The 22,183-nt window shown below is 73.6% G+C and carries 15 protein-coding genes; 1 reads left to right on the plus strand and 14 read right to left on the minus strand.

The genetic code is table 11. The features are described from left to right. Positions 1–46: 46 nt before the first annotated feature. From BS83_RS35895 to miaA, 12 genes are all read right to left on the minus strand, one after another. Positions 47–2,185 (minus strand): ATP-dependent DNA helicase, encoded by a 2,139-nt coding sequence (locus BS83_RS35895; RefSeq protein ID WP_084714651.1) that lies wholly within the window; start codon positions 2,183–2,185, stop codon positions 47–49. Between the two features lie 12 nt (positions 2,186–2,197). Beyond that, on the minus strand, positions 2,198–3,049 hold the full coding sequence (locus tag BS83_RS35900) for a carbon-nitrogen hydrolase family protein (RefSeq protein ID WP_051944666.1): 852 nt from the start codon (positions 3,047–3,049) through the stop codon (positions 2,198–2,200). A gap of 112 nt (positions 3,050–3,161) precedes the next feature. Beyond that, positions 3,162–4,763: a lysine N(6)-hydroxylase/L-ornithine N(5)-oxygenase family protein gene (locus BS83_RS48475; protein ID WP_269664883.1), complete on the minus strand. Its 1,602-nt coding sequence runs from the start codon at positions 4,761–4,763 to the stop codon at positions 3,162–3,164. A gap of 147 nt (positions 4,764–4,910) precedes the next feature. Beyond that, entirely contained in the window at positions 4,911–5,705 is a 795-nt protein-coding gene (locus BS83_RS35910; RefSeq protein WP_408641061.1) for a GNAT family N-acetyltransferase, read from the minus strand. Further along, positions 5,702–7,660: an IucA/IucC family protein gene (locus BS83_RS35915; protein WP_051944671.1), complete on the minus strand. Its 1,959-nt coding sequence runs from the start codon at positions 7,658–7,660 to the stop codon at positions 5,702–5,704. Before BS83_RS35915 ends, BS83_RS35910 begins: the two co-directional genes overlap by 4 nt. Further along, positions 7,657–9,366: a pyridoxal phosphate-dependent decarboxylase family protein gene (locus BS83_RS35920; protein ID WP_063774297.1), complete on the minus strand. Its 1,710-nt coding sequence runs from the start codon at positions 9,364–9,366 to the stop codon at positions 7,657–7,659. The genes BS83_RS35915 and BS83_RS35920 overlap by 4 nt, the downstream gene beginning before the upstream one ends. A gap of 146 nt (positions 9,367–9,512) precedes the next feature. After that, the gene (locus tag BS83_RS35925; protein WP_084714659.1) at positions 9,513–11,210 is read right to left on the minus strand and encodes a diaminobutyrate--2-oxoglutarate transaminase family protein; all 1,698 of its coding nucleotides are present in this window, start codon (positions 11,208–11,210) and stop codon (positions 9,513–9,515) included. Between the two features lie 396 nt (positions 11,211–11,606). Continuing rightward, entirely contained in the window at positions 11,607–13,133 is a 1,527-nt protein-coding gene (hflX, locus tag BS83_RS35930; protein WP_037607487.1) for a GTPase HflX, read from the minus strand. Positions 13,134–13,188: 55 nt separating this feature from the next. Further along, complete coding sequence (locus BS83_RS48075) at positions 13,189–15,909, minus strand: RelA/SpoT family protein (protein WP_063774298.1); 2,721 nt, start codon at positions 15,907–15,909, stop codon at positions 13,189–13,191. Positions 15,910–16,121: 212 nt separating this feature from the next. Then, positions 16,122–16,997 (minus strand): diaminopimelate epimerase, encoded by an 876-nt coding sequence (gene dapF, locus BS83_RS35940; RefSeq protein ID WP_037610696.1) that lies wholly within the window; start codon positions 16,995–16,997, stop codon positions 16,122–16,124. Positions 16,998–17,567: 570 nt separating this feature from the next. Beyond that, positions 17,568–18,062, minus strand: coding sequence for a hypothetical protein (locus BS83_RS35945; RefSeq protein ID WP_051944675.1), 495 nt, complete (start codon positions 18,060–18,062; stop codon positions 17,568–17,570). 365 nt (positions 18,063–18,427) lie between these two features. Then, positions 18,428–19,360, minus strand: a complete 933-nt coding sequence (miaA, locus tag BS83_RS35950; protein ID WP_037610700.1) for a tRNA (adenosine(37)-N6)-dimethylallyltransferase MiaA — start codon at positions 19,358–19,360, stop codon at positions 18,428–18,430. A 119-nt stretch (positions 19,361–19,479) separates the two neighbouring features. On the opposite strand from miaA, the gene BS83_RS35955 reads away from it, so the two are divergent. Continuing rightward, on the plus strand, positions 19,480–19,770 hold the full coding sequence (locus BS83_RS35955; protein WP_037607488.1) for an antitoxin: 291 nt from the start codon (positions 19,480–19,482) through the stop codon (positions 19,768–19,770). On the opposite strand, the gene BS83_RS35960 is transcribed toward BS83_RS35955, so the two are convergent. Continuing rightward, the gene (locus tag BS83_RS35960) at positions 19,746–20,432 is read right to left on the minus strand and encodes a class III extradiol dioxygenase subunit B-like domain-containing protein (RefSeq protein WP_037607489.1); all 687 of its coding nucleotides are present in this window, start codon (positions 20,430–20,432) and stop codon (positions 19,746–19,748) included. The genes BS83_RS35955 and BS83_RS35960 overlap by 25 nt on opposite strands. A gap of 219 nt (positions 20,433–20,651) precedes the next feature. Beyond that, entirely contained in the window at positions 20,652–22,157 is a 1,506-nt protein-coding gene (gene miaB, locus BS83_RS35965) for a tRNA (N6-isopentenyl adenosine(37)-C2)-methylthiotransferase MiaB (RefSeq protein ID WP_037607490.1), read from the minus strand. Positions 22,158–22,183 lie beyond the last annotated feature (26 nt).

Raw genomic sequence — 22,183 nt, forward strand, 5'->3', positions numbered from 1 at the left:
CAGCTCACGGGCCGTCGATCAAGCGGAGTGTCGCGCCCCTGATTTCCTATCGCTTGCGAATCGGCGCCGCGGACGCGTCGATCGCGGCCAGCGACCTGCGCACCTGATTACGGTCGGTCGTGTACCAGAAATCGGGCATCGACGAACGGAAGAATCCGCCGTAACGCGCCGTCGCCAGACGGGAGTCGAGCACCGCGACCACGCCGCGGTCGGCCGCGGAGCGGATCAGGCGCCCCGCGCCCTGGGCCATGAGCAGCGCGGCATGGGTGGCGGCGACCGCCATGAAACCGTTGCCCCCGTGCTCCTCGACCGCCTTCTGCCGGGCGCTCATCAGCGGGTCGTCGGGCCGGGGGAACGGAATCCGGTCCATCACCACCAGCTGGCAGGCCGAGCCGGGCACGTCCACGCCCTGCCAGAGCGAGAGCGTGCCGAAGAGGCAGCTTTCGGCATCCGCCGAGAAGTTCTTGATCAACTCGCCCAGGGTGTCCTCGCCCTGGAGCAGGATCTCCCCCGGCACCTTGTCCCGCAGCGCCTCCGCGGCATGCTGGGCGGCGCGCATCGAGGAGAAGAGGCCAAGGGTCCGTCCGCCGGCGGCCTGGATCAGCTCGGCGAGCTCGGCCAGCATCTCCGGGCGCTCCGGGTCACGGCCGGGCGGCGGCAGATGACGGGCGACGTAGAGGATGCCCTGCTTCGGGTAGTCGAAGGGCGAGCCGACGTCCAGCCCGCGCCAGACCGGCGCGGGGGCCGTGTCGTCCAGCGTCTCGCCGACGTCGTCGCGACCGGTCGAGGAGAGGCCCAGCGAGGCGGCGACGCCGTTGAAGTCGCCGCCGAGCTTGAGCGTCGCGGAGGTGAGCACCACCGAGCGCTCGGTGTAGAGGTTCTCCCGCAGCAGGCCTGACACGCTCAGCGGAGCGACCCGCAGCGAGGCGGGCGCGGCCAGGAAGCGGTCGTTCCTGTCGATCCACACCACGTCGTAGACCGACCCCTCCAACAGGCGGTCCGTGGTGTCGTGGATCGTCTCCAACGAGGCCATGGCCTGCTTGCGGACGGCGTCCTCGTCCGTCAGACCCTTGTCCCTCACCTCCCCCAGCGAGGTGATCACCTCGCGGCAGGCCTCACGGATCGCGGCGACGGCGTAGTGGAGGTTCTCCGGGAGCTCCTCGACCCGACCGGCGTCGGCGAGGTCCATCAGCCCGTGGTAGTTCTCCGCGGCGGCTTGGAGCCGGTCCACGGCCTTCTCGTTGGCGAGCTTGGCGGCCCGCTTCACAGCGCGGTTCACGGCCGTGGTCGTCAGCTCCGCGGTGGCGATGCCGGTGACCCTGGAGACGAGCTCGTGCGCCTCGTCGACGATCAGCAGGCCGTGCTCGGGCAGGACCGGCGCGCCCTCCAGCGAGTCGATCGCCAGCAGCGCGTGGTTGGTGACGACGACGTCGGCGAGCTTGGCGCGCTCGCGCGCGGCCTCGGCGAAGCACTCGCCGCCGTACGGGCACTTCGTCGCGCCAAGACACTCCCTCGAACTGACCGAGAGCTGCGCCCAGGCCTTGTCGGAGACACCGGGTGACAGGTCGTCGCGGTCGCCCGTCTCGGTCTCGTCGGCCCAGTCGCGCAGGCGCATGATGTCCTTGCCCAGCTTGCTGCTGGGGCCGCCGAGCGCCTCGGCCGGGTCGAAGAGACCGTCCTCGTCGTCGCTCGGCGCTCCCTCGTGGGCGCGGTGCAGGCAGAGGTAGTTGGACCGCCCCTTGAGCATGGCGAAGAGGGGGCGGCGGCGCAGCAGCGGGTGCAGCGCCTCGACCGTGCGGGGCAGATCGCGTTCGACGAGCTGGCGCTGGAGGGCGAGCGTCGCCGTCGCGACGACGACCCGGTCCCCATGGGCGAGGGCCGGCACCAGATAGGCCAGCGACTTGCCGGTGCCGGTGCCTGCCTGGACGAGCAACTGCTCGTTGTTGTCGACGGCTCCGGCCACGGCCTCGGCCATGGCGATCTGACCCGGCCGCTCGACACCGCCCACCGCCGTCACTGCGGCGTGGAGCAGCTCGCGGATGCGCGAGGGCTCGGCCCCGCCTCCGCCTGGCGCGTCCGAGGCTCCGGAGCCGTCCGCACCTTCCGCGTTCTCGGACGGCGCGGCGGAACGCTGCGAGGGGGTGCTGGATTCGGCCGCGGCGGGCTCGAGGATGTCGTCACTCATGGCACGTCCAGCCTAGAGGGCGGCACCGACAAATCTCGGCCCGACCGTCGCGGTGAGCGAAGGATCCACCAGCACGGGTTCCTCCTGCCTCGCCGCGGCGAGCCGCTCGGGGTCGAGCACGGCCACGGCCAGGCCGGGGTCGTCCTCGCCGGCGTCGGCCAGCTGCTCGCCCAGGGGACCCCAGACCGCGCTGTGTCCGCCGCCGACGTACGGACCGCTGGGCCCGCTGTGGTTGGCCAGCAGCACGTAGGAGGTGTTGTCCATGGCGCGGGTCGGCAGCAGGAAGCCGTGGGACCTGGCCAGGAAGGCGGAGCTGAACATGGCCCCGTTGAGGTAGCCGTGGCAGCCGTCGAGGGCGGCGTCGCGCGCGTGCTCGGGGAAGGAGGAGTCCCAGCAGATGCTGAGTCCGAGACGCCAGCCGTCGAGGGTGAGCGTGCAGCCGCGCGTGCCGGAGGTGAAGCCCTCGGCGCGCTCGCTGGGGGTCGCATGCTGCTTGTCGTAGGTGGCCGCCGGCTTGCCCTCCCGGTCGAAGACGAGCGCGGAGATGCGCAACCGGCCCTCGGCGAGCGTGGGTGCGCCCACGACGAGGGCGGTGCGGTGATCGGCGCAGGCCTCGCGCAGCGGATCGAGACGCGAGTCCTCGGGGCCCGTGGTGTGGCGGGCCGGATCGGCGGCGATGCCGGGGAGTTCGTAGCCGCTCAGGAAGAGTTCCGGCAGCACGACCAGGGAGGCGCCGCGATCGGCGGCACGGCGGACGAGGTCGGCGGCGGTGGCCGCGTTGTCGACGAGGTCCAGGGGCACGCAGGCGGCTTGGCCTGCGGCGATGCTGAGCGACGCGGTCGGCGTCCGCTGGAGATCATCCATGGACGGGGAGCGTAGCGGCCCGAGGCGCGGCTTGTCAGGGGTGAACCTGGGCTGCGGGTATTTCACACCGCCGTCGTGGGGCGGTGGTCGGTCGGCGACCGGCGGGCGAGCCTCAGCCGAGGGAGGCCGGAACCGAGTGGGTCGCGGGGATCGCAGAAATCGCGGACTGCACGGACGCCACGGATGGCGTGGGCGTCCCGGAGAGCCCGGCCAGGTCGGACCGTCCGGCCCGGTCAGCATGGTCGGCCCGGTCAGCCTGGTCGGCCCGGTCCGCCCGCGAGGACCGTCCGGCCCGTCCGGACCCGTCGGACCACTCGCCGCGCTGCTCGGGGACGAGGTCCGTCGCGCTCGCCGGGCGGCCGAAGGTCGTCCAGGCCGTGGTTCTCGGCAGCTGGTGCACGGTGCGGCCGAGGATCTCGGCGCTCACCGCGTTGAGGATCACGGCCGCCCGGTGCGCGCCGAGGCCCAGGTCGGGCGTGCCGACGCCGTGCGTGTGCAGCTCCGCGTTCTGCACGAAGAGGCCGCCGGTGACATCCGGCCGGAGGCCGACCCGGTAGTCAGGGCCGACGCGGTAACGCTCCTGCTCGTCCCAGTCGATCAGCGCGTGCATGGGATCGAGCAACGCGGGCCGACGCGGCGCGTAGCCGGTGGCCAGGACGACCAGGTCGGTGCGGAGCGCGTACTCGGCCCCGGTCAGGCCGTGGCCGCAGCGCAGTTCGAGTCCGCCGCAGGGCCCGCGACCGGCGCTGCGCACCTCGGTGCCGGGCACGATCTCCACGCCGGCGTCGCCGCCCGCGCCGATGGTCCGCTCGTAGAGCGCGTCGTGGACGGCCGCCAGAGTCTCCGCGCTGGCCGCCTTGTAGAGCTGCCACTGGCTCGGCACGAGGGCGTCGCGAACCGGCTCGGACAGCCCGTGGAAGAAACGCGTGTAGTCCGGGGTGAAGTGTTCGAGGCCCAGCTTGGAGTACTCCATGGGCGCGAGTGCCGCGCTCCGGGTGATCCAGCGCAGCCGGGGACCTGCGGCCGCTCCCCGGCGTCGGAGCAGGTCGAGGAAGACCTCCGCACCCGACTGCCCGGAGCCGACGACGGTGATGTCAGTGGCGCCCGCCAGCGCGCGAGGAGAACGGGGAGAGGTGAGGTAGTCCTCGGAGTGCAGCACCGGGGCGCCGTCGCCGAGCAGGCCGGCGAACGCGATGGGGACGACGGGCTCGGTGCCGAGGCCGAGCACCACATGGCGGGCCAGGCAGGGTTCCCGGCCCGGGACCTCGACTTCGAAGAGACGCCGCTCGCCGTTCCAGCGGACGGCCTTGACCGGGCTGTCGAAGCGGCAGTTCGGCAGGCCCTCCGCGGCCCAGAGGCAGTAGTCCTCGTACTCGCGGCGGGTCAGATGCCACTGCTCGGCGAAGTAGAACGGGAAGAGGCGCTGCCGTTCCCTGAGGTAGGCGAGGAACGACCACGGGCTGGTCGGATCGACGAGCGAGACCAGATCGGCCAGGAACGGCACCTGCATCCGTGCCCCCTCGATCATCAGACCGGGGTGCCAGTCGAACGTCGGCTTGGCGTCCAGGAAGACGGTGCGCAGGGCCGGGACGCCGTCGGCGAGGGCCGCGAGAGACAGGTTGAACGGGCCGAGGCCCACCCCGACGAGGTCGTAGGGCAGGCCGTCGGGCGGGGGTGTGTCGGCTTCAAAGTCCGACAGGCGTGAGAGTTCCACGGACACGTGCTTTCCGGGTTGGGTGAAGGGAGGGGTCGTGCGGATGCAGGGCGGCTTCGGATGCAGGTCCGCTGCAGTTCCGCCGCGGAGGCGACGCTCCTGCTGCGGTCGCCCCGGCAGGTGGCTGCGGCCGGGCCGAGGCCGGCCTCAGTCGCGGTCGTAGACCATCAGGGCCGCGTGTTTCTCCGGCAGCAGGAGCTCCGAGTCGTAGCGGAAGCCGGCCCGGAGGAAGGCGCGGACGGACGGCAGGTTGCGCACGTCCGGCTCGGCCACGACGCGACGTGCCGCGTGCCGCTCGCGCAGCACGCGCTGTGTCAGCGCGGTCAGCAGGGTTCCGCCGATGCCGCGCCCGCGGCACTCGGCGGGGCCGATCAGCAGGTGCACGCCGGTGTCGTGCGGGCGGGCGGGGTAGTGCCGGGCGAGCGGGTCGAGATCGGCACGGTAGAGCTCCCAGTAGCTCATCGGCGTCCCGTTCAGCAGCCCGATGCACGGGACGCTCCGACCGTCCCCCTCGAGTTGGACGCGCACATGGTGCTCCGTCAGCTCGGCGGGTCCGCACAGCTCCCAGAAGGTGGAGACGACCGGGTCGTTCATCCAGGCGACCAGCAGGGCCAGGTCACGCGCGAGCCGGACCGGCTGCAGTCGGAACTCACCGTGCCGGGTGTGCATGGTGCCCCAGCGCCCCACGCCGTCGAGCAGGTCGTCTCGTTGGCGGGGGTGCGGCCGGTGCGGGGGAACGAGCGGGCGCACCGCCTGCGCGTGACCCGGCTGCTCGGGGTGACCAGGGCGGGCGGGCGTCGGCTGAGGGTGCGCCGACTGCGCGTGGACGGGCGGCGAAGGGGCAGGGCTCCCCGGCTGGGCGGGCACAGCCGGGGGCGCGGCCTTCGGCGGGGGAACCTGGGGAACGGTGGCGGACCAACGCGGATGGTGCTGGTCGTTCACGCGCCGGCTCCGGCCAGGGCCTGGGGACGAGCGCCCGTCGCGGCGGGCTGCCCTGCGGCCTGTGCGAGCGGGTTCGCGAAGGCGACGTACACGGACTGCGTCTCGACGGGGCCGACGAGTTCGTCCATGCCGTGCAGGCGTGTCAGCAGGTTCGCCTTGCAGCGCAGCGTCTCCGCGCCGAGCAGCAGCTCAGGGAGCCGTGATCCCGTGGCCGCGCCGGCTCCGGCGAGGAAGCGCCGGAGCGCGGCGAGCAACAGCCGTTCCTCGGCCAGACCCTGGGAACCGAACGCGCCGACCAGGCCCAGGAGGTGGTTGATGCCGAGGTAGTAGGCGAAGCGCTCGTCGGCCACCTGGTCCGGCACGAAGGTGTCGCTCGCGCGGCCGATCCCCGGCAGCCGCGCCTCCAGTGCGGCTGCCGCCGAGTCGCGGAAGTAGTAGCCCTGGTTGTCGCGGTAGCGGCCGCCGACGGGCCAGCCGTCCTGGTCGAGCAGCACGACGCTGTTCTGCTGGTGCGCCTCCAGCGCGATGCCCGCCCGGCCGTCGAGCCAGAGGATCGGCAGCACGACCGCGTCGAGGTAACGCAGGAACCACTCGGTCGCGACGGTGGGAGCCGGACGTCCGCTGCGGACGGCAAGACGGTGCACCACCTCGGCGAGGTGGGAGCGGTGGCCGCCGGTCCAGGGGCGCTCGGCGACGAGTCCGGCCAGGCAGTGCGCGTGGTCGTCGCCGCCGAAGGGGTTCTGCCGCAGGACGAGGTCGAAGCCGCTCGCGGTCGACTGGTCCTCCGCCGAGCCCGGAAGGTCGACCCCGATCCAGGCCGGGTCGCGGACGATGTCGAAGCCGGGGTGCGCGGCGCGCCACAGCGCGCCGAGGCCGGATTCGAGCAGGCGGTGGACCTCGGCCCCGCGCAGCAGTTCCTTGCGGAGGTTCTCCCGGCGGGAGTTGGTGATGCGCAGGCCCAGGGACAGCTTGAGCATCCACGGCGCACCCGGCCGGTAGAGGGTCCGCACCGAGGAGGTCGGGTGCCAGAGGCCTCCGGCCGCACCGAGGTCGCGGATCCGGCCGTCGTCGATCAGCGCCCGCACGGCCAGTCGGTTGGACAGTTCCCTTGCCTGCCAGGGATGGACCGGCAGGAGCACCGTGCCGTCCGGCGCGTCCGGGGCCTCCGCGCCGCGCAGCCCGGCGGTCAGCGCCGCGACGCCGGACACGCCGAGCTCGGCTCCCCCGGCCCAGGTGGGCGCTCTCCCATCGGCGGCCGCGACGAGCGTCCGGTCCACCGCGAACCAGTGCAGCCTGAGCGCTCCGCGCAACTCGGGTGCGTAGGCGGCGGCTTCGGCGTCTCCGAGACCCTCGCGGCTCTTGGGCGTCGGGTGGAGCGGATGACCGAGGATCAGGGCCTGCTCGGAGCGGAGGAAGGGCGTGGTGGCGGCTGTCCCTGGCTCGGGGGCCGCCCGACGGTACGCGACGAACTGCGCCGTGCGACGGACGGAGTCGGCGACCCGGCCAGTGAGGTCCGCGATGTCCGCGGCTGACGCCGGCGCGACGGCGGCACCGTCGGTGCTGGCGCCGCCCGCGCCCGGGGTGACGCCGACGGGCGTGCGCGCGAGGAGGGAGGCGAGGGTCACCGCGTCGACCGGGCGTCCAGGGACCCCGTCGGACAAGCCGGCCCCTGCTGCGGCGGCCGCCGCCAGGCGAGCCGCGCCGAAGCGGTGCCAGCCGGAGGGCGACCGATAGCGCACCAGGGCGCTCAGCAACAGCCCGTCGCCGAGCACGAGTTGCAGCACGCCACCGGCCGCGGGCAGCTCGGCGCCGGTCTCGCGCACCCAGCAGCGCAACAGGTTCTCGGTGGCGGCGGAGTCGGCTGCGGCTGCCGGATCCGCCTGCAGCAGCGGATCGGCGTCGTCCCCCGCGCAGGGCGGCGGCGTGGGGTGCTGCTGCGAGGGGACAGTGCTCACGCGGGCTTCTCCTGGCTCTTGCTGGGCTTGTCGTCGCTGTTCTGGTCCCCCCGGCGAGCGTTCGTCGTGCCGTCCTGCGAGGACGGCCCCTCCGTGGGGAGCCCGGACGGTCTCGGCCCTGACGGCGTCGGTCCTGACGTCGGTTCCGACGGTCTCGGCCCTGACCGCTCGCGCTCGACCGCCTCGCCCGCCGCCACGACGAGACCGAGCAGTCGGTCCAGGTCCGCCTCGGTGGTGTGCGGGTTGAGCAGGGTCAGCTTCAGACGCACGCGGCCGTGGCCCGTGCCCGGCAACTCGGTCCGTCCGACGACGGCGCTGCCCTCGGCGAGCAGCCGACGACGCAGCTCCGCGTTGACGGCGTCGGCCTCCGCACCGGCCGATGCGACCGATCCCGCTGACGCCACCGGCTCCACCGAATCCTCCGACTTCCCCGACTCCCCTGACTCCGTCTTCGGAACGCTCGGCAGGTAGCGGAAGAGCACGGTGGTGAGCACCGGCTCGGCCACCGCTTCGAGGCGCGGCTGCGCCGTGATGGCGGCCGAGGCGTACCGCGCGAGGGCGTGGCAGCGGTCGACCAGTGCGCCGAGGCCGGAACGTCCCAGTGTCCGCAGCGTCACCGCCACCTTGAACGCGTCAGGCCTGCGGGTGGTGCGAAGGGACCGGCCGAGGAGCGAGACGTAGCCGGCCTCCTCGTCGTCCGCCGGGTTGAGGTAGGCGACGCGCTGCTCCAGCGGAGTCAGCATGGCCGCCTCCCTGGCCAGCAGGGCCCCGGCTGCGACCGGTTGCCAGCCCAGTTTGTGCAGGTCGAGGCCGACGGTGTCGGCGAGTCCCAGGCCGTCGAGCAGCGGCGCGAGCGTGCGCGAGAAGAGCGCGCCGCCACCGTAGGCGGCGTCGACGTGAAGGCGGACACCGTGGCGCGCGGCGACGGCGGCGACGGCGCGGAGCGGATCGATCGCGCCGAGATCCGTGGTCCCTGCGGTCGCCACGACACAGCACAGGACCTGTCCGGCGGTGCGGGCGTCGGCGAGGGTCCAGTCGAGCAGGCGCGGGTCGAGGGCCCCGTCGTCCGTGGTGTCGATGGGCACGACGGCCTGCGCGCCCAGGCCGAGAACGCTCGCGGCCCTGGCGAGGGAGAAGTGCGCGGCCCTGGAACAGTGGATCCGCAGCCGTCCGGCCGCCTCGGGGGGCGGCGCGCCGCCGGCCGGCACGCCGAACTCGCGGGCCAGCACGGCGTCGCGGGCGAGCAGCAGGGCCATCAGATTCGATTCGGTGCCCCCGGTGGTGAGCACGCCCGTCGCGGCGGAGGGCTCTGCGAAGCCGACCAGCTCGGCGAGGACGCGGAGCACCGCGGTCTCGATCGCGACGCCGCTGGGGGCCTGGTCCCAGGAGTCGAGGGAGGGGTTGAGCGCGGCGACGGCGAGATCGGCCGCCGCGGCGACGGCGAGCGGCGGCACCTGGAGATGGGCGGCACAGTGCGGATCGGCCGGATCGGCGGCACCGGCGGCCAGCGCCCGCGTGAATTCCACGAGCGCGCCCGACTCGCCCGTCTCCGGCAGCAAGGCGGCGGGGGCCAGGAGTTCGTGCAGGGCGGCGGCGACGGCGCCCGGTCCGCCTGCCGGCAGCGGGCCGCCGCGCGCGACCGCGCCCTCGCGCAGCGCGTTCAGCGCCTCCGCGACCCACGAGGCGAGCGCGTCCGGCCCGGCCACCCCGCCCGCGAGCGCCGTCGCGGCCGCGGCCCTCGGCGCGACCGGAGCCCCGACCGGAGCCGGACCCGCCGACGTCGCAGGAGCCGCGCCCGCAGGTGTGCGGCCTGCCGCGTGGCCGTCACCCGCCGCCCCGAGCGGGGAAGGCGTCACGCCGCCCCTCCCGCACGGGCGGCGGGCACCCACGTCGCGCGGGCAGCGGCGGCGACCGCCGGAGTCGTTGCCCGAGCTGGAGCGGACGCCCGGGCCGAAGCGGTCGCAGGAGCCGTGGCGTGGGACGACGGGGCGTGTGACGACGAAGCCTGCGCCAACGGGGCGTGGGCGAACCCGGCCTCCGGCGGCGGTGCCTGGGCGAGCGCCGGCTGTGACAACGGGGCTTGCGACAGCGGGCCTTGCCGCGACGGGGCCTGCGACCGCGGGTTGTGCGCGGACCCGGCCTGGGACGAGGCGAAGCCCAGCGCTCGTGCGGCGGCGGCGATCGACTCGGCGAGACGTTCCAGCACCGCCTCCGCCTGCTCGTCCGTCATGGTCAGTGGCGGCAGCAGGCGGACCACCGAGCCGTACCGGCCGCCGAGTTCGACGATCAGGCCACGCCGCAGCGCCTCCCCGCGCACAGCTTGGGCCAGCTCCGGCGCGGCAGGGAAGGCGCCCAGTTCGTCCGGCGCGGCCTCCCGGTCGACGAGTTCGACGCCGAGCATCAGGCCCCGCCCGCGCACATCACCGATGACGGGCAACTCCCTTTGCAGGCCTCGGAGCCGGGCCAGCATCCGGGTCCCGAGCTCGGCCGCTCGGGCGTCGAGCCCCTGTTCCCGCACGAATCGGAGGGTCGCCGCTCCGGCGGCCATGGCGAGCTGGTTGCCGCGGAAGGTCCCCGCGTGCGCCCCGGGCGCCCAGACGTCGAGCTCCGCCCGGTAGACGATGGCGGCGAGCGGCAGGCTCCCGCCGACGGCCTTGGAAACGACCATCACGTCCGGCTCCACCCCGGAGTGCTGCACCGCCCAGAACGCGCCCGTGCGCCCCACTCCGGTCTGCACCTCGTCCACGATGAGCGGGATGCCGTGGCGCGCGGTCAGTTCGCGCTGCTCACGCAGCCAGGCGTCCGGTGCGGGGACGACCCCGCCCTCGCCCTGGACCACCTCGACCAGCATGCCCGCCGGACGGTCGACGCCGCCCTTGGGGTCCTCCAGCAGCGAGCGCGTCCACCGCGTCCCCAACTGCGCGCCCGCCACGCCGCCGACGCCGAACGGGCAGCGGTACGCGTAGGGGTAGGGCAGCCTGGTCACCTGTCCGCCGACGCCGCCCGCGCCGCCGAGCCCGAGCCCGGCGCGGACCGCCGTGTCGCCCGTGGCCGCGAGCGCGCCCGCGGTCTGGCCGTGGTAGCCGCCGGTGAAGGCGAGCAGGCCGTCCCTTCCGGTCGCGAGCCGCACCAGCTTCAGCGCGGCCTCGACCGCGTCCGTGCCGGCCGGCCCGCAGAACTGGATCCGGGCGTCACGCGCCATCGAGGGCGGCAGGGTCTCGAAGAGCGCGGTGGTGAACGCGTCCTTGACGGGCGTGGCCAGGTCCAGCACGTGGAGCGGCGCCTCGGCGTCGAGGACCGCGCGGATCGCCTCCAGTACCACGGGATGATTGTGGCCCAGGGCGAGCGTTCCGGCGCCGGCGAGGCAGTCCAGGTAGCGGCGGCCGTCCGCGCCCTCGACCGTCATCCCTCTCGCTCGCACCGGGACGATCGGCAGCGAGCGGGCGTAGGTCCGCGCGGCGGACTCGCGGGCCGCCTGGCGGCTGAGGATCGCCTCCGCGCCGAGACGGAGCGCGATGTCGGGATGGGCGGGCGACGCCGTGGTGGACATGGCCTGAGTACCTCCTGGCGGTCGGGACGCCGACCGCGCGGGCGTGGCTCTCCTCGGGCGGCCGACCACCCGAACGAGCAGACCCGGTTGCGGTGGCACGCACCCCCTTCGGGTGACGTCCCGTTGGCCTAACGACCCAGTCCGCGTGGAGAAACGGCCGTCCACAATCCCCGCACAAGAGGCGCACGTATGGCAGAACGCCCCGCTGCAGAACGTTCAGGGGCGCGAGGCTCTGCCTGATCGACTGCGCGAGCGGGGCCACCCCTGTCGGGATGGCCCCGCTCGTTCGGCGACTCACCACGCACGGTGACGCACGGTGGCTTGTCGCGCACGCAGTTGATCAGGCAGAGCCCCGCGCCCCTGAGGGTCGGACCTGTTGCGCCGGCAACGCCGGCCTCAGTGCTGTGCGGCGACCGCGAAGGTCTCCAGCTCGGCTGCCAGCTCCGCGCCGACGCGGGCGTGCAGAACCGTGCCGTCGCCGTTGTGGTCCTCGCCCAGCACCTCGCCGTCCCGGTGGACCTTGGCCACCAGGTCGCCGCGTGTGTACGGGACCAGCGCGGTGACCTCGATCGAGGGCCGCGGCAGCTCGGACTCGACGAGCGCCAGCAGCTCCTCGATGCCCTGACCCGTCCGCGCCGAGACCGCGATCGCGTGCGGCTCGCGCCGCAGCAGACGCGCGAGCACCAGCGGGTCGGCGGCGTCCGCCTTGTTGATCACCACGATCTCCGGCACGTTCTGCGCGCCGACCTCGACGATCACCTCGCGCACGGCGGCCAGCTGGGCCTCGGGCTCGGGGTGCGCGCCGTCGACGACGTGCAGGATCAGGTCGGCGTCGCCGACCTCCTCCATGGTGGAGCGGAAGGCCTCGACCAGGTGGTGCGGCAGGTGGCGGACGAAGCCGACCGTGTCGGCCAGGGTGTAGACCCGGCCGCCGGGCGTCTCCGCGCGGCGGACCGTCGGGTCCAGGGTGGCGAACAGGGCGTTCTCCACCAGCACCCCGGCGCCGGTGAGCCGGTTGAGCAGGGAGGACTTCCCGGCGTTGGTGTAGCCGGCGATCGCGACCGAGGGGACCTGGTTGCGACGGCGCTCCTGGCGCTTGGTGTCGCGGCCCTTCTTCATGTCGGCGATCTCGCGGCGCAGCTTCGCCATCTTCTCGCGGATACGGCGCCGGTCCGTCTCGATCTTGGTCTCACCGGGACCACGGGTGGCCATGCCGCCGCCCGAGGAGCCGGAGCCACCGCCACCCATCTGCCGGGACAGCGACTGACCCCAACCGCGCAGACGCGGCAGCATGTACTGCATCTGCGCCAGCGAGACCTGCGCCTTGCCCTCCCGGGACTTGGCGTGCTGGGCGAAGATGTCGAGGATCAGCGCGGTCCGGTCGACCACCTTGACCTTGACGACGTCCTCGAGGTGGATCAGCTGGCCGGGTGTGAGCTCACCGTCGCAGACCACCGTGTCCGCGCCGGTGGAGAGCACGATCTCGCGCAGCTCGGCGGCCTTGCCGGAGCCGATGTAGGTGGCCGGGTCGGGCTTGTCACGGCGCTGGATCACTCCGTCCAGCACCTCGGAGCCGGCGGTCTCGGCGAGGGCGGCGAGCTCGGCGAGCGAGTTCTCCGCCTCCTCGACGGTGCCGTCGGTCCAGACGCCGACGAGGACGACGCGCTCCAGACGCAGCTGCCGGTACTCGACCTCGGTGACGTCCTCGAGCTCGGTGGAGAGCCCGGAGACGCGGCGGAGTGCGGCGCGGTCGGAACGGTCGAACTGGTCGCCGTCGTAGTCGTTGGTGTAGAGGCGCCCGGGAATCCCGTCGATTCCCGCGAGGTCCTCGTCCATCAGTGCCTCTGCGCGCAGATCGGCCGGGCGGCGGTTGCCGCGGCCGGACTTCGCGTCGGCGTCGCGGGTTTCGAACGTGGAGGTCATCGCATCCTTAGAAAGGTGTCTCGGCAATTCGGCCGGGGCGCTACTCCCAGGGGTGTCACTCGCTCGGCGACTCCGGATCGGAGTGCGGCGAGGAATCACCCGTCGAATTCAACGCGGCAGGGATGCCGCGCATTCCCCTTGATGGTCGCATGCCCTCGCCACCGGGGTCATCACCATTTCCGTCACGACCGTTTCCGCCGCCACCACCGTTTCCGGCGCCACCGTTTCCGCTGCCGCCGTGGCGCGCGCCGGCGCCGTCCTCCCCTCCGGCATGACCGGTCGCACCGCTCCCGGCCAGGCCCTGCCCCCGTCCCACGGGCCCGGCCCGGTAGACGTCGTAGACGCCGGGGACCCTGAGCATGACCCGCATCAGCTCGGGGAGCGCCTCGGCATCGGGCAGCTCGACCGTGTACGTGTGCCGGACCCGCAGTTCCTGCGGCGGCTCGACCTCGGCGGAGATGATGTCGACCCCCGCGCCGGACATGGCGGCGGTCAGGTCGGCCAGCAGGCGCGGGCGGCCGAGTGAGTCGGCCTGGACGGTGACCCGGTACCCGGTGGGCGTCTGGCTCTCCAGCCAGTGGACCTCGACCGGAGCCCGGCCGCCGTCGCGCATCGCGGCGCCGGTGGGGCAGTCCGCGCGGTGGACGGCGAGCGCGCCGCCCCGGATGGCGAAGCAGAGCAGGGCGTCGGGCGGGACCGGGGTGCAGCAGCGGGCGAGCCGGACGGGGGCCTCGGGCATGGACGGCGCGGTGATCACGTCGCGACCGGCGTCGACGAGGCCTGCCCCGAGCAGCTGATGGCCGCGCGGCGGTCCGACGAGCGGTCCGGTGGGCAGTCGGGAGGCCTGCTCGTGGTCGGGGTGCTGGGCCAGCCAGCGCTCGATGGCGATCCGCGCGCCGGGGGTGCGGGCGTGGGCGAGCCACTCGGGCGCGGGACCCGCCGTCTCCTCGCCGGGGGGCTCGGTGAGGAGGTCCACGACGTCGCCGTCGCGCAGCGGGGTCGACAGCGCGGTGAGCCGGCCGTTGATCCTGGCCCCGATACATCGGTGGCCGCGCTCCTCGCCCAGCGCGTAGGCGGCGTCCACGCCCGTCGCCCCGGCCGGCAGTTGCACGCGCTCGCCGGCGACGCCGGTGCCCGTCGCGCCCGCGCGGGCGTCCTCGACCAGGACGGTGATCTCGCCGTCGCCGGCCAGATCGGCGGTGAGCTGGGACCAGAAGGTGTCCGGGTCGGGCGTCTCGCGCTGCCAGTCCAGCAGCCGGGAGAGCCAGCCGGGCCTGGCCGGGTCGGTGTGGTCGAGCGGGTCGTGTCCTTCGGCGTCCTCGGCGCCGGCCCCCAGGCCGGTGGCGCCCGACGTGCCGAGGGCGACGACTCCGAACTCGGCGACCTGGTGCATCCGCGCCGTGCGCACCAGCACCTCGACGACCTCGCCGTGCTCCGTCGTGACCGAGGTGTGCAGCGACTGGTAGAGGTTGAACTTGGGCGCGGCGATGAAGTCCTTGAACTCCCCGGCCAGCGGGGTCCAGCAGGTGTGCAGCTCGCCGAGGACGGCGTAGCAGTCGGCGTTCTCCTCGACCACCACGAGCAGCCTGGCGAAGTCCGTCGGGCCGAGCTCGGCGCGACGCAGCCGGGCGCGCTGCAGCGAGACGCAGTGCCGCGGGCGCACGCTGACCTGGGCCGGGACCCTTGCCTCGCGCAGTTGCCTGCGCAGCTGGGCGGCGAAGGACTCCAGCGCGTCCTCCCTGGGCACGGCGGACCGGGCAGGCTCGTCGGTCTCCTCGGCCTCGTCCGCCCCCTCGGGAGCGACGGCTGTGGCAGCCCCGGCGTCCGCCCCGGCCTGCGCTTCGGAGCCGGGGGCCTTACCCGAGGGGGCGACGGCGAGCCGCTCGTCGCGGGCGCGCTGACCGGACGGGCCGGCCGCCGCGGCGGGCTCGGGAGCGTCGGCGGCCTGGCGGAGCAGCAGGGCGGTGACGGCGGCGTGCTCCTCCGGGTGGAGCGTGGCGAAGACGATGTCCTCCAGCTCCGTCTTGACCACCTGGATGCCGAGGCGTTCGGCCAGGGGGATCAGCACGTCGCGGGTGACCTTGGCGATCCTGACCTGGCTGGCCGGCTTCATGTGCCGGATCGTGCGCATGTTGTGCAGCCGGTCGGCGAGCTTGATGACCATGACCCGGACGTCCTGTCCGGTGGCGACCAGCATCTTCCTGAAGGTCTCGGCCTCCGCGGCGGCGCCGAAGTCGACCTTCTCCAACTTGGTGACGCCGTCGACGAGATAGGCCACCTCGTCGCCGAAGCCCTCACGCACCTGATCGAGCGTCATGGCCGTGTCCTCGACCGTGTCGTGCAGCAGGGCGGCCACCAGTGTGGTCGTCTCGGCGCCGAGTTGGGCGAGGATCATCGTGACGGCGAGCGGATGGGTGATGTAGGGCTCGCCGCTCTTGCGCGTCTGGCCGCGGTGGGAGGCCTCGGCGACCTGGTAGGCCCGCTCCAGCAGGGCGAGGTCGAGCTCCGCCCGCGGACGGTGCAGGCGGTGCGCCCGGACGACGGGCTCCAGGGCGTCGGCGAGCTGCGGGCGCCCCCCACCCGCGAGCAGCGCCGCTATCCCCGCACGGCCCAGCCCCGTCTTGCCCAGGGCGCTCCGGCCCAGCCCGGCGCGGCTCAGGGCGCCCTTGCGGAGCCCCGGCAGCGCACGGGCCGCAGAGACGGTTCTGCGCCCCTCGACGGGGACGCCTGGGGCACCCGGGACGCCAGGTACGGCGTGAAGATCACCGGCATTCATGCGCACCTCCGGCAGTGATCACCGGAGCAGGCGGCAGCTCCGATGGTCCATGCTAGCGAGTGCAACACACACCGCGACGCCGTGTGTTCCCAACGTCACCTTGATCACCCATTCGGGGGATTTGAACCGATCCGCAGCGGGCAAGAATTACAGATTTGAGTCCGCACGCGAGCGAGGCCGGTCCCAGGACCGCGCCGGGCCGCGGCGGCGGCTCAGCGCTGCGGGCCCGCAGCCAGCCAGTCGGCGTCGATCTCGCCCTCGGCGAGGATCACCGCGGGGCCGGTCATCTCGATCCCGCCGTCCGGGCGCTCGGTGATCACCAGACGACCGCCGGGGACGTCGACCGTGTAGGTGACCGGCTCGCCGGTGACCGCCGGATCCACGCCGTCGCGGCGGGCGGTGGCGACCATGACCGCGCACGCGCCCGTCCCGCAGGAGCGGGTCTCGCCCGAGCCGCGCTCGTGGACCCGGAGCGCGACATGCCGCGGGCCGCGGTCGACGACGAACTCGACGTTGACGCCCTCGGGGTAGGCGCTCGCGGGAGTGACCTCGGGCGCGGTGAACAGGTGGCCCGCCTCGGCGAGGTCGGCGACGAAGGCGACCGCGTGCGGGTTGCCCATGTTCACGTTCCGCGCCGGCCAGCGGTGCGGGCCCACGGCCACCTCGATGTCGGAGGCGGGGGGCAGCAGCGCCCGGCCCATGTCCACCGTGACGTCGCCCTCGGCCGGGACGCGCACGCGCTTGAGGCCGCCACGGGTGGCGACGGCGAACTCGCCCGGCTCGGCGAGCCCGGCAGTCACCAGGTAGCGCGCGAAGACGCGCACGCCGTTGCCGCACATCTCGGCGATGCTGCCGTCGGAGTTCCGGTAGTCCATGAACCACTCGGCGCCGTCCGCGTGCGCGGACGCCTGGGGGTGCGCGGCGGACCGGACCACGCGCAGCAGTCCGTCACCGCCGAGACCGGCCCTGCGGTCGCAGAGCAGGGCCACCTGGGGGGCGCCCAGCTCCAGCAGGCCGTCGGGGTCGGGGACGATCACGAAGTCGTTCTCGGTCCCGTGGCCCTTGAGGAAGCGAATGCCCTTCACCATGTCGTTCACCTGATCCATGGTACGGGCGAGGCCTGACGCGCCGGATCCGGCCGGAACACGGCGCCGGCCGGGCTGCCCGAGGGCCGGCCGGACCGCCGCGGGCATCGGGGGCCGAGCGAGCGGAGCCGGGGAGTCGCGGCGGTGCCGGGCACCGCGGCCGGGACGGACAGGCCGCGGGTCCCTGAAGACGGGCCGACCGCCGAGCGCGCGGGCGGGAACCGAACCGCCGCAGCGGGCTTCGGGCCCCGAGGGCCGTGAAGGCGGCGGCCGCCGGGAGGCGGGTCAGAGGCCGAGCAGCCGGCCGTGGGGGAACCGAGGGCTGGTCACGGTCGGTCCTGGTCGACGACCTGCCCGCGGCCTACCACGCCCGCCTCGACGGCCGACTCCGGGGCTGTCGTGCTCCACGAGGCGCGCGCCGGGCGGCTCACACGCGCTCTCGCAGGGTTCCCAGTCGCCTGCACGGCCGCCGGCGTCGAGCGCTCGAGTCGGACCGGGCAACCCGAGGAGCGTCAGCCCGCAGGGCGGCGGGCGGAAAACGGGCGAATGGCGGATGGGCAGGCGGGGCAGGTGTCAGCCGTGGAGGTGGGCGACGCGCCAGACACCGAGCGCGAGAAGGGCGACAGCGGTCGCCGTGTAGGCGAGCAGCGGGCGCCAGCCCGCGCGGCGGCCGGAGCCCTGGCGGGGAAGACCGGGCCATGCGTAGCCGGCCCGGCGGGCGGCCATCGCGCCCCAGCCGGCCGAGGCGGCGGTGAGCAGCAGGCCGAGCATGCCGACGAGGCTGCCGCCGGATCCGCCGGTGCCGCCCGCGCCGCCCTCGAAGGCGAGCGGGAAGGCGAACATCAGCGAACCGAGGATGGCGAGGCCGACGATCGGGATGATCTGCCAGACCCGTAGCCGGCCTTCCGGACGCAGTTCGCGTCCGTGCAGCGCGCCCTCGTCCTGGGCGGGCAGCGACGGAAGGGGCGTCAGTTCCCGTGCGGGCAGCTCGCGTGCTTGCACTGCCGCCTGCTCCTCGGGCTCGAAGGGGTCGTCCGGGAGTCGGTGCGTGTCGGGGCCGGTATCCATGGACACGCGGCCTCCCTGCGCTAGAAGTTCCAAAAAACAACCACGACGCAGAGGAGTTCGCACCCCACCGCATCACCGAAGCTCTCGATGCTCGATGATGGCACGCCAGGGCCTTGGGGCGGCGTCCGCAAGGGCCTTCGCGGTGATCCGTGGCCATGACGTGATCAGGTCGTAACCGGGCGCGCTTTCCCGGGCCACGGGCGTGCGAACGGCATCCCACCAGCGCCGGACGCCCGTGCGAAGGACTCCCCTCGGACACCGCCCCGAGGCGGCGCCGACGGCGCGACCGCGACGCGAGGACGAACCCGGCCGGACCCGAGCGGGCCTCCGGCGCAACGCCGTTCCGCCGACCTCCCGTCCCGTGCTCAGAGCAGCGCGAGCGCCTGCTCGACGAGCGCCGTCGGCGGCTCGGAGGTGTCCCGGTCGAGCCAGTGCACGCGAGGGTCGCGGCGGAACCAGGACTCCTGCCGGCGGGCGAAGCGCCGGGTCGCCCGCACCGTCTCGGCGCGGGCCTCCGCTTCGTCGTAGACGCCGTCCAGTTGGGCGAGTGCCTGCTGGTACCCGAGCGCGCGGGCGGCCGTGCGGCCCTCGCGCAGGCCCTGCGCCGCCAGCTCGCCGACCTCGTCGAGGAGTCCGGCCTCCCACATCCGGTCGACGCGGAGTTCGATCCGCTCGTCCAGCTCGGGGCGCGGCAGGCGGACGCCGATCTGCACGGCGTCGTAGACGGACTCGTGGCCGGGGAGGTTGGCGGTGAAGGGCAGTCCGGTGATCTCGACGACCTCCAGGGCCCGGACGATCCGCCGTCCGTTGCTCGGCAGGATCGCGCGCGCGGCCTCGGGATCGACGGCGGCCAGACGGGCATGCAGCGCGCCGGATCCCTCCGTCTCGAGTTCCGCCTCCAGCCTGGCGCGGACCTCGGGGTCCGTGCCGGGGAACTCCAGCTCGTCGATGGCGGCGCGGACGTAGAGCCCCGAGCCGCCGACCAGCACCGGTGTGCGCCCCTGCGCGACCAGCTTGTCGATCGCCTCGCGCGCCAGCCGCTGGTACTCGGCGACGCTCGCGGCCTCGGTGACGTCCCAGATGTCGAGGAGGTGGTGCGGCACGCCCTCGCGCTCGGCCATGGTCAGTTTGGCGGTGCCGATGTCCATGCCCCGGTAGAGCTGCATGGAGTCGGTGTTCACCACCTCGCCGCCGAGGTGTTGGGCGATGGCCACGCCGAGGTCGGACTTCCCGACGGCGGTGGCGCCGACGACGGCGATGACGCGCGGCCCGGCGATGCGGGGCGAGGAGGCACTGATCACCCCCCTAGTCTGGCAAATCCGTCCATCGGAAATACCATATGGGTACGGACGGGCCATATGCCCGGTTTCACGGCCTGCGGGCCTGAGGCGGGCCCGAGAGCGAGAATGGAGCTGCCATGGGCCTCACGGACTCCCTGAAGGACGCGCTGGGCCAGGCCACCAAGAAAGCCACCGAATACGCCGGAAGTCACAAGTCACAGATCGGCGCCGGTCTGGACAAAGTCGGCGATCTGGCGGACAAGGCCACCAAGCACAAGTACAGCGACCAGATCCAGATGGGCACGGGCAAGGCGAAGGAGGCCGTCGACAAGATCGGCGGCCCGAAGGACGTGATCCCTGGCGAGGCGAGCGAGCGGACGGCTGAGAAGCCGACCGACGACGGTCAGGACCAGGACGCGACGAAGTAACCGACGCCGTACGGGGCGTCGTCGTAGAGCAGCCGGGCGGATCCGACCGGCTGCTCGCTCGCGCCGGCGAGGACCTGCCAGGGGGCACGGCCCGAGGCCAGCAGTTCGAAGGCCAGCTCGGCGTCGAGCGGCGGCAGCTCCCCCTCGGCGAACCCGGCGGCCACGGCGGCGTCGAAGGGCTCGGCCCGCTCGTCCAGGTAGCCCGGGGCCTTGAGCGTGCGCCGGGCGCTTCCCTCCCCCAGCACCAGGAAGCCGACCCGCTCGGCGGAAGCGGCCAGCTCCCTTCCGTTCTCCCGGCAGAGTTCCCACTCCAGGTAGTCGGCGACGGCGAGCGCCCGGGTCTCGCCCTGCCAGCCGGCGCGCGCGAGCAGCCAGGCCCCCACGGCCAGCGAGGAGGGCAGGGTCTCCCCCGCGTCCCCGGCGCCCAGCGCGACGCCCAGGTCCACGCCGAAGCCCTGGAATCCGCCGACTCCGCCACGGTCGAAGAGCTTGTGCTCGGGTCCCGGCCCGACCACCCAGATGAGCTCCGGCGCGGCCCCGGTCAGCACCGCGAGCGCCTCGTCGCAGGCGGCCCGCAGCCCGTCCAGCTCCGGTGCGGCTCCGACGGCGACCTCGGGCACGAGCAGTGGCGGGCAGGGGCAGACGGCAGCGGCAACCAGCATGCCCAAGACCCTACCCGGCAGGTCGATCGAATGATCGGATCAATCGGGATCCCTGCCGGGACGCTCGGCCCGCCGTCGGGCCCCGCCTGCGGGCGGCACCCGGCGCGGTGCAGGACACGGCAGGGCACGCACGGACGGCGAAGCGATCGCACCGATCGGCGCGACCGATCGATCATCGTGATCGGTCGGTCAGCTCCGTGCGTCGCCGTCCGTCACGGCTCAGCAGCAGCCCTTCGCGCCGTCCGCCGCCTGCGGCAGCGGTGCCGGAGCACCGATCGTCGGCAGGCCGAGCATCACCCCGGCCGGCTTCGCGGCGTCCCCGGCGGGCGCCGCCTGGCGCTTCTCCCAGGCGTCACCGGCGCGGGTCCGGCGCACGTCCAGCGTCGGGCCCTCGGCCAGCAGGTGGTGCGGGGCGGCGTAGGTGATCTCGACGGTGACCATGTCACCGGGGCGGACGGGCTCGGTCGGCCGGGTGAAGTGCACCAGCCGGTTGTCCGGCGCGCGGCCCGAGAGACGGGAGGTGGCCTCGTCCTTGCGGCCCTCGCCCTCGGCGACCAGGACCTCGAGCCTGCGGCCGACCTGCTTCTTGTTCTCCTCCCAGGAGATCTCCTCCTGGAGTGCGACCAGCCGCTCGTAGCGGGCCTGGACGACCTCCTTGGGGATCTGGTTCTCCATCTCGGCGGCGGGGGTGCCGGGCCGCTTGGAGTACTGGAAGGTGAAGGCCTGGGCGAAACGCGCCTCGCGGACGACGTGCAGCGTCTGCTCGAAGTCCTCCTCGGTCTCGCCGGGGAAGCCCACGATGATGTCGGTGGTGATCGCCGCGTCCGGCATCGCGGCGCGGACCCGCTCGATGATGCCGAGGTAGCGCTCCTGCCGGTAGGAGCGGCGCATGGCGCGCAGCACCGTGTCCGAGCCGGACTGCAGCGGCATGTGCAGCTGGTGCATCACGTTCGGCGTCTCGGCCATGGCCGCGATGACGTCGTCGGTGAAGTCCTTGGGATGCGGGGAGGTGAAGCGCACCCGCTCCAAGCCCTCGACCTCGCCGCAGGCGCGCAGCAGCTTGCCGAAGGCGAGCCGGTCGCCGATGTCCGAGCCGTAGGCGTTGACGTTCTGCCCGAGCAGGGTGACCTCGACGACGCCCTCGTTCACCAGCGCCTGGACCTCGGCCAGGATGTCGCCGCTGCGGCGGTCCTTCTCCTTGCCGCGCAGCGCGGGCACGATGCAGAAGGTGCAGGTGTTGTTGCAGCCCACCGAGACGGAGACCCACGCGGCGTAGGCGGACTCGCGCCGCGTCGGCAGCGTGGAGGGGAAGACCTCCAGCGACTCGAGGATCTCGACCTGGGCCTCCTCCTGCACCCGCGCGCGCTCCAGCAGCGCGGGGAGGTGGCCGATGTTGTGGGTGCCGAAGACGACATCGACCCAGGGGGCCTTCTTGACGATGGTGGCCCGGTCCTTCTGGGCCAGGCAGCCGCCGACGGCGATCTGCATGCCGGGCTGCTGCGCCTTCACCGAGGCGAGCCGGCCGAGGTTGCCGTAGAGCTTGTTGTCGGCGTTCTCTCGCACGGCACAGGTGTTGAACACGACGACGTCGGCGCTGCTGCCCTCGGCGGCCTTCACGTAGCCGGCGTCCTCCATCAGACCGGAGAGGCGCTCGGAGTCGTGGACGTTCATCTGGCATCCGTAGGTGCGGATGTCGTACGTCTTGGAAGTTTCTGCGGTACCCACGCCCCCAAGGGTACGGGCAGCGCCTG

The sequence above is a fragment of the Streptacidiphilus rugosus AM-16 genome (genome assembly GCF_000744655.1).
Classification (GTDB): domain Bacteria; phylum Actinomycetota; class Actinomycetes; order Streptomycetales; family Streptomycetaceae; genus Streptacidiphilus; species Streptacidiphilus rugosus.